This is a genomic window from Pedosphaera parvula Ellin514, from assembly GCF_000172555.1.
Taxonomy (GTDB): Bacteria; Verrucomicrobiota; Verrucomicrobiia; order Limisphaerales; family Pedosphaeraceae; genus Pedosphaera.
In genome coordinates this window covers 213,927-222,528 of record NZ_ABOX02000005.1, presented here as the reverse complement: position 1 = coordinate 222,528, position 8,602 = coordinate 213,927, and the positions used below count along the sequence as shown (strand labels likewise).

General features: G+C 51.0%; 7 protein-coding genes. All 7 read right to left on the bottom strand.

Annotated features, from left to right (window positions below):
* Positions 1 to 306: sugar nucleotide-binding protein (locus tag CFLAV_RS05950; RefSeq protein ID WP_007413754.1), on the bottom strand; the 306-nt coding region annotated here is incomplete at its 3' end.
* A 9-nt stretch (positions 307 to 315) separates the two neighbouring features.
* A complete protein-coding gene (gene rfbA / locus CFLAV_RS05945; RefSeq protein WP_007413753.1) occupies positions 316 to 1,194 on the bottom strand; it encodes a glucose-1-phosphate thymidylyltransferase RfbA in 879 nt (292 codons plus the stop codon).
* 153 nt (positions 1,195 to 1,347) lie between these two features.
* The gene (locus CFLAV_RS31915; RefSeq protein WP_007413752.1) at positions 1,348 to 1,959 is read right to left on the bottom strand and encodes a fibronectin type III domain-containing protein; all 612 of its coding nucleotides are present in this window, start codon (positions 1,957 to 1,959) and stop codon (positions 1,348 to 1,350) included.
* Between the two features lie 697 nt (positions 1,960 to 2,656).
* On the bottom strand, positions 2,657 to 3,340 hold the full coding sequence (locus CFLAV_RS05935) for a polysaccharide biosynthesis/export family protein (protein WP_007413750.1): 684 nt from the start codon (positions 3,338 to 3,340) through the stop codon (positions 2,657 to 2,659).
* Between the two features lie 345 nt (positions 3,341 to 3,685).
* Entirely contained in the window at positions 3,686 to 4,435 is a 750-nt protein-coding gene (locus CFLAV_RS05930; RefSeq protein ID WP_150107292.1) for a hypothetical protein, read from the bottom strand.
* Positions 4,436 to 5,057: 622 nt separating this feature from the next.
* Positions 5,058 to 6,419, bottom strand: coding sequence for a PEP-CTERM-box response regulator transcription factor (prsR, locus tag CFLAV_RS05925; protein WP_007413747.1), 1,362 nt, complete (start codon positions 6,417 to 6,419; stop codon positions 5,058 to 5,060).
* Positions 6,394 to 8,508, bottom strand: a complete 2,115-nt coding sequence (prsK, locus tag CFLAV_RS05920) for an XrtA/PEP-CTERM system histidine kinase PrsK (RefSeq protein WP_007413746.1) — start codon at positions 8,506 to 8,508, stop codon at positions 6,394 to 6,396. The genes prsR and prsK overlap by 26 nt, the downstream gene beginning before the upstream one ends.
* Between the last annotated feature and the right edge of the window lie 94 nt (positions 8,509 to 8,602).

Sequence of the window (8,602 nt, the reverse complement as noted above, 5' to 3'; positions counted from 1 at the left end):
GGAGACGTGGCCCCAGGGGACCTGGGCCGCGGCACAGGCCTGGGCAATGGTTTGGGGCAGGAGGGTATTGCCCTGGAGGGTGTCGGCTTTGGCATTCTCGCAGGCATCCACATTGGGTTTGCCGGTATAACCCGCCGCATTGACGACAAACTCCGGTTTGGTGCGCTGGAGGTGCTTGAGGAAGAGCTCGAATTTGGTGTAATCCAGTTCCTTGCGTGAGAGCGCGGTGAAAGGCTGGTGGCGCTTTTGGAGTTCCGTGGCAAAGGCCTGGCCGATGTAGCCGGTGGCGCCGAGTAAAAGAATCATGGGAGGCAACTAGGGTTTCAAGCGTTTGGTTTCCGCCACCAGGGCGCCGAGGTAATCGCGGTATTCGCACTTGGGGATCTTGGCCGTGAGGGATTCGAGCTCATGGAGGGAAAGAAAGCCGCTGTGGAAGGCGGCCTCCTCCGGGCAGCCGATCTTGATGCCCTGGCGCTTCTCAATGGTCTGGACGTAGGCCGAGGCTTCATGGAGGCTGCTGCTGGTGCCGGCATCCAGCCAGGCAAAGCCCCGGTTGAGCCGGTGCACCCGCAACTGGCCGCGGTTTAAATACTCCACGTTCACGGCGGTGATTTCCAGTTCCCCGCGGGCGGAGGGTTTCAGGTTTTTGGCAATCTCCACCACGTGGTTGTCATAGAGATAAAGACCGGGAACGGCGTAGTTGCTCCGGGGGGTTTTGGGCTTCTCCTCAATGGAGATGGCCCGGCCTTGGGCATCAAACTCCACCACGCCGTAGCGCTCGGGGTCATTGACGTGGTAGCCAAAGATGGTGGCGCCGCCCTTAAACTCCGAGAAGGCCTGGCTGAAGCCGTCCCCGCCATAGAAAACGTTGTCGCCCAGGATCAGGGTGACCGAGTCCCGGCCAATGAAGGATTCGGCAATGAGGAAGGCCTGGGCGATGCCCTCGGGGCGGGGTTGCTCCCGGTATTCGATCGCAAGCCCCCAGTGGCTCCCATCCCCAAAGAGCTGGCGGAAGCGGGGCAGATCGTGAGGAGTGGAGATGAGGCAGAATTCGCGGATGCCGCTCTCAATCAGGGTCGTGAGCGGGTAATAAACCATCGGCTTGTCATAAACCGGCTGGAGCTGTTTGCTGGCGACCAGGGTCAGCGGAAACAATCGCGATCCGGCCCCGCCAGCGAGTATAATGCCCTTCATTTACCAGACAGTGTAAGAAATAAATGGTCTGGATGAAAAGCACAAGTTACAGGGCGCAAAACCGGACCAATGAACGTGCCGGAAAAATTGGACTCAACACTTTCGCATTCCAGTGACAGGGCAGAGCCTGGCCGCATGTTGTTTCAATGGCACTTAGTGAAGTATAAGTCGGTAAAAACGATTCGAAAAAGTCCGCATATCCGTGAATTGAACCCAGTCGTTGGAGGTCGCTGGGGCCGTTTGCCAAATAGTGTTCCAAGTCGCCAGATTGGATGAGCCCTCTAATGCATACCAGTGTGTAGGAGCCACAGGAAATTTGATGTAAATTGGATCACTGGGGTTTACTCCTGAGGTCAAGACGAGAGCGCCAGGGACTAGAAATGCGAGTTCATTGGAAGGAACGCTTTCAACACCGGAGGCGTTGTAGGCGATTACCACGAAATAATAAGTTAATCCTTCTTTAAGGCCTGAAACCGTGGCCGATGCTAGCGTTTTAGCATCAACCTGGAAGGGATAAACCCCGCTGGTGGTGCCATAGCGAACAAAGTAACCGGCTACGGTGGGGTCTGGACTGGGATCCCAGGCCAGGGACACACTTTGTTCAGCCCTCGAACAAATAGGAAAACCAGCCAAAAATAATAGAATACTGAAAAGGCCGAGCCGAACCTTCCATCTATTGCGAAGGATTATTCGGGGGATTGATACTTTAGAAGTGAACCGATCGCTATGATAAATAGCACATACCTTATCATTGGGATTATTCATCCAACGATATTAGATTTTCTATTACACTAGAAACAGTCAGCTAATCATCCATCAGACACTCAGAGTTTGTCCTACAAATCACCGAGGCTAAAAAGGAGTGAACTAATTGCCCTCATAAAAAAACAGCCTTGCTGAGCAAGGCTGTTCAATTAAGAAGCAGATTATTTAAAAACCGTCGACGAGCTTGATCGGCGCACTCTTCAACCGACGTCGCCGTGAAATCAGCACAACTGCAGCAACGCCGAAACCAAATAAGAGCACACTCAAAGCGCTGTCAGGGACTGGAGGAATGTCAAAAGAAGGCAGGTCACAAACGCTTCGCAACCTTTAACAATGTAATATCAACGACTATGGACACCCCGCATTAAGCAGGTGAAGTAAAATGTCACAGCCATTCATACCACTCTCCTTTTTTGGCTCCGACACAACTGTGTAAAGTCTTCCAACAACCTTTTTCGTAAAAATACGGACAAAGGTATTCACGGTTTTGGCATGGACCGATCAGGAAGTTGAAGCAACCACCACAACCGCAGGAAGCGAGCTATTGCTATTATAAAAATTGGATTACAATCCCGCGTGGATCTTTTAAGGAGCGGATATCGCGTTATAAATGCTGGCGAACACCAAGGAATTGGGAAGAAACGAAAAGAATGCCGCCGCTTTGACCTACAGAACTCAAGAGCGGTTTTTTTCCCGTCTAAAACCAGGAAAATTTCTCCGGAACATAAACAATATCCGAAGGTTTCAGATAAAACGGTTCGCATTGCTTTCCGGCCAGGACAGATTTTAAATTTTGGCTGATGTTTGTCATGCGCCCTCTTTCGTTACGAATAATAAGCACATTTTTCAGATTTGCCTTGGTATAATCGAATCCTCCGGATTCCATGATGGCCTCAAGGACGGTAATGGGATGATCCGATACCACTTTCCCCGGGTGAATAACCGCCCCTGTAACGAATACTGGAAGTGTGGAAGAAACCAACGAAACCATGACCTGTTTGGATACTAATTGCGGTTCGTAAAGTTTTACCAATTGCTTTTCCAGTGCAGGGAGAGTCATTCCGGAGGCATCCACCTCACCCACAATGGAAAGAGAGATTTTACCATCCCGGCGAATTTGCTGGGTGGTGTCGAGATTGGGTGTGCCGGGAAATGAAATTTTGATCACATCTCCCTCGCGCAAGATGAGGGCCTCAGAGTTTGTGGTTGTGGCAACCGCTTGCTTTGCCTTCTCAACAGAATAATTGTTACTTTGACAACCGGCAAAAATCAGCACAAACAAAAGGGCGCAAACGAATGGCGGCATTACACGCAGGCAACGCGCCAATATGCTGCTGCCAGATGTTTCCGCGTCAGGCAAGGTTATTAAATCTGTTGGCATGTGGTTGGTTTCGTCACGGGTGTATCCAGACGGGATTGCCCTGAAAAGGCATCCCTACTGTCATCCGTTATGAGAAATAAGTTATAAACGCTTAGGCTATTGAGTAAAGAAGTTTCGCCACCCAAAATTCCAACAAAAAAGCTCATCCCTGAAAATGGGATGAGCTGATCAGCCGAATCACAATTAAGCGGCTAAATTTTATTCTACTTCGCCACGGACACTCAAGCCTGGCTCAAGCCCGGCAAAGCGATCGTGGATGGACGGCGGGCACTGCTGCCCGTGCTTTTAAAGTCAGGAGAACTTGCCCCCGCTTCCCGTGTTATACCTTCCGGGTTTTGGAGCAGCTCAACTATTTTTTCTCTTAAGCAAGCCCAATCCTGAAACAGCCACCCCCAGCAAAATCATGGTCATTCCACCATCAGGAGCACAAACGGTGGTGGTGCCTTGCACGGCAGCCCACTCCTCAAAACCAGCATCAGAACCATACGGCGAACCAAAACTGGTATAAAGATAAAGATATTGCGAACCATCAACACCGAGCGCACTTACGGGAACCAGCACACTAATGTCGCCACTACCACTGCCGGAATTCAATGCGTAATTGATGTTTACTGTTGTGTCCCCTGCGCCGTCCATATCGAACTTCAGGGTGGATGTGGAAGTCAAATTCGCGAGAGTATTCGCAACTGACAAGGCACTGCCTCTCTCGTATAATTTAAAATTATTCAACGAAATGAGCGCACCCGGTTTGGTCTCATTCACATCAAGAATGAACTTGTAGTAGCTCACGCCGTTTTGAGTCACCGTTCCCAATGACCCCAATTGAAGGTCATGCGTCCAAATTCCCGCCTTGTCATCAAGCGGAGTGCCAACGCTGGTATTATAACCCGATTCAGTCCCAGTTTGTTGAATCCGAAGAAACGGATCCAACACGCCTGTGCCGGTCGATTGTACGTTAATTTGATTAAAAATTGCCCCATTGGCAGTCCCCGAACTCCCGGCTGTTGTTAGGTCAATTGTGATTGGAGAAGCAGTAGCGGTAAAATTGAAAGCCGCAAACAATCCCGCTGAAAAATATAGTTTTTTACTTGTCATATAATCTGGCATGCGCCTCAGAACATCCTGAAGCAACAAGCATGCCAGACCCTAAATAACTTTTCACGGAAAACATATAAGTTGCTGTTGTTTAATAGGATATAATCATTATTCTCCTTGCCATAAGAGTTCAAAGCCAAAAACAATTTCACCATCTGTAAAGATTACCGACGCTTTCCGGGCGAAGAACTACGGTGCGACTCGCGAGTTATACCGAATGCCGAAAGAAATTTCCGGAATGGAGAAAAGAACCAGATGAAGAGAGGCGATAAGCGTTGCAGGCATCACCTCAAACGAGTCGAATTGCAGCAAATTATCTCTCAACACAACTAATGGACGAAGCCGAAGCCTGCGATTAACAAAACAACCTGTGGCGAACTACCGGGCGTGGCTGGCGTTCCTAGCCAGAGCACAACAAATAAACGAAACCCATGCTCGCGTCCTTTTCATCAAAGTGTAAACGCTTCCGACGTTATTTCGAATAAGGCGTTCCGCTGTACCCAGGAATGCAGAAACACAAACTTTCAGTGGCTATGAAGTAAAATAACAATGGCAACAACCAATTATTCCACGCAGCTTAAGGCAAACACTTTCGCACCACTCCGCTCATAAACTGCATCGCCTATTCCTTCGCCTCTCTGGCAATTCCCAACTTTTCCATCAGCTCATAAAGCGTCGGACGACTCACGCCAAGCTCCACGGCCGCAGGCGCAATCTTGCCCGAATGTTTTCGCAGCGCATTCTGGATCATTTCACGCTCCACCGCCTCGCGCGCTTCCTTCAGCGTAGTAACTGCCGCCGCGCCCGAAACACTTTCCAACTCAAGATCCTGTGGCGTAATCCGCTTTCCCTCCGCCATGATCACCGCCCGTTTAACCCGGTTCTCTAATTCCCGCACATTGCCGGGCCAGAGATGCCGCATCAGCGCCCGGACAGCTTCAGCGTCGAACGCCAGTGCATTCTTGCCAATCTGGCCCGAGTATCTTTGCATGCAGCATTGCGCCAGCAATTTCACATCGCTCTCGCGCTCGCGCAGGGCCGGCAAAGTGATCTGCACCACCGCCAGGCGGTAAAATAAATCTTCCCGAAATGTGCCTCCCGCCATTCCTTTTTTGAGGTCGGCGTTGGTGGCCGCCACCACCCTGGCATCAATATTGATCTCCTGCCTGCCTCCGACGCGTTCGATACGCTTTTCCTGCAAAAACCTCAGTAATTTGACCTGAATTGGCAACGGCACTTCACCGATTTCGTCCAGGAAAAGCGTTCCCCCATTGGCCGTCTCGATCCGGCCTTTGCGCATTGCGTGGGCACCCGTAAACGCTCCCTTTTCATGCCCGAAAAGTTCACTTTCCAACAGCGTTTCAGGAATGGCGCTGCAATTAATCGCCACAAACGGACCATCCTTCCGCGGGCTTCTCCGATGAATTGCCTGGGCCGCCATTTCCTTGCCCGTTCCGCTCTCTCCCAATATCAGCACCGGGGCGTCTGTGGTCGCAACTTTTCGAATGGTGTCGAACACGTTACGCATGACGCGGCTGGTGCCGAGCATTCCTTCAAAGGTATCCGCCTGCAACAATTGCTGCATCCGGCGGTATTCCTTTTCGAGTTGCGCCACGTGGAAGCATCGCTTGAGCAGCAGCTTTAATTCTTCGACCTCCACTGGCTTGACCAAAAAATCATAAGCACCAGCGCCTATGGCTCGAAGTGCGTTGTCCTTGTCCCCCTGCCCCGAAACGATGACGATTTTTGTGGAACTATCCAGGGTCAGCAATTCTGAAAGGGCCGCCAGGCCCTCTTCCGGGTTCGCCGGTTGCGGCGGCAATCCCAGATCGAGCAATACCACGGCTGGATGAGCGGAACGAAACACTTCCAGCGCCGACCCCCGATCGCCTGCCAGAACCACTTCATAGTCCTGGGCCAGAGTCCACTTCATCTGGGTCCGGATTTCTTCATCATCATCAACTATGAGCAGTAAAGGCTTCATTTATTTGATTTTTGCATGGCAGGAACACGCGGAAACATGTGCCCTTGCCAACCTCACTTTGGACCTCAATCTTGCCGCCGTGAGACTCAACGATCATTTTACTTTGAAACATTCCAATGCCAAGACCGTTTTTCTTGGTGGTTTGAAAGGGGCGAAACAGGGAACCGTTCGCAAATTCGGGGCTCATGCCGCACCCGTTATCGGCTACCGAAAGAATCGCCCAGCCATTCACCTGAGTTGTTTCAATTCGAATCAGCCCTTCCTTGGGCACCGCCTCAGTGGCGTTCAGGACCAGATTTGTTACCACTTTAAGCATCTGCTCCTGATCTAAAAATACCTTCGGCAAAGGCTGCAGATTCTTATCCATCCGGGTGCCCGCCACCGTCGGCCAGCCTTCCAATGCTTTTGCCACCAGCGTATTCAAGTCCGCCTCTGTCGGTTGAATTTTCAAGGCCTGTCGCAAATGGGTCAACCGGCTGATAAGTTGGTTGATATGCGTCACTGACTTGGAAATACCGCGCAAGGCATCTTCTCTAAAAGCCGGATCACCAAAATGAACCGGCAGATTCTGGAGCATCAAGTTAAGCGTGGAAGCAGTGTTCTTAAGATCATGCACGAAGAAGGCAGACATGGTCTGAAATGCCTCAAGCTCCTTGGCCTGCAAAAGCTTTTGCGAGAGTTGTACGTTGCGCAAACTGGCTGCAGTTTGGTCGCCAACACATTTGAGCAGATCGAAGTCCTGTTGCGAAAAACCCAACCCGCTCACCCTGTCCCCGAGCATAATAAGGCCAAGCACCTGCCCCCCCATGGCCACCGGCACACAGACGCGGTTACCGCCTTTCCGGAATTCATCTGGTTGACACTGCCGCAAAACAACCGCCCATCGTTTCCGGGACAGGTCGATATCCACCGGCTCAAACTCCTCCTTTAATGCTTCGATCACCTGTTGCGCCTCCTCCGGCTGCAGCTTTACCCTTTTGGCCTGCGCCTCCGAGAGGGACGTGGAAACCACGAATTCCAATTCTTGCTTTTTATCGTTCACCAGCCAGATGGTTACCGAGAGGACCTGGAATATATCAGCCACCAGTTTGACCGTGGCACGGCATAACTCCACCTGGTCCATATGCTCGGCAGTGCGTTCCGTAAAACTGCGCCATAGGGTCCGGTAATCATAAAATGGTCTCTGAAAATGCCGGCTGACAAACCGCCTTGTTTGTAAACGGACCTTGTCCGATAGCAAAATTATCGTAAGCCCAACGAGGGAAATAAGTATTACAAAAGCCTTTATGGTAAATGCCGTGTCGCCTCCCCATACGCTCACAAGTTTCGCAAAAACTCCGACGATTATCAGGTACAGACCAGCTAGGACCACCGTCAGTGAGTTATGCAACACCGACTGTGAGGGATAAACATTGACTTCAAAATGTCCCGTCCGGAATAACGAGCGCAGCATCAGAAAACACGCCACCAGCAACGCACCCGAGTTCACCGTTTCCAATGCCGGATTTACCGCTCTGAAGAGCAACATCTGGCTGCTGGTATAAGCCCTGACAATAAACAACACTCCCAGGCCTAAAAGCATGAACTTGATCCGCCACCGCATCGTCCCCACAGAAGTCCGGAACGTACGCTCAAAATTCATCAGCACCAGCACTGCACTGAGCAGAAAGAGCAGATTAAGGGCGTAACCACTGCTTCCCAACCCAAGAGCTTGCTCCTTGACCACAAACAAATCGTCATAAAAGAAAAGTGCCAGGCCGACTGGTAATACGAATGCGGCACCGATAAGCAAGCGCCACCTCGCTAAAAATTCCCCGGCATTTCCCCGGGCATAAGTGAAACTGAACAACAGCCACACCCCAGGCAGGAAAGATATCGCGCAGAACATCAGACTCTGCCAACCCACCGCACTTTTCAACAAAAGCGCATCCGCCGAAAGCCCGGAGAATAATGCTTCCAGGGATAACAAAACCAGGCCTGCTGCCAGTGACCATGGAGCCACCGCACGCCGGCCTTGCCAAACGATGCCAATCGCCATCAGTCCGCCAAAAATGGCAGCGACATAGGCAAAAAGGGCGGCACTATTCATGATGTAATTCCCAAATCAAAATTCCCGGCATCAAACATTTGAAGCCCAATACGGTATCTATTGAATGATGCTTAATTGGGCATTATCCGTTCAA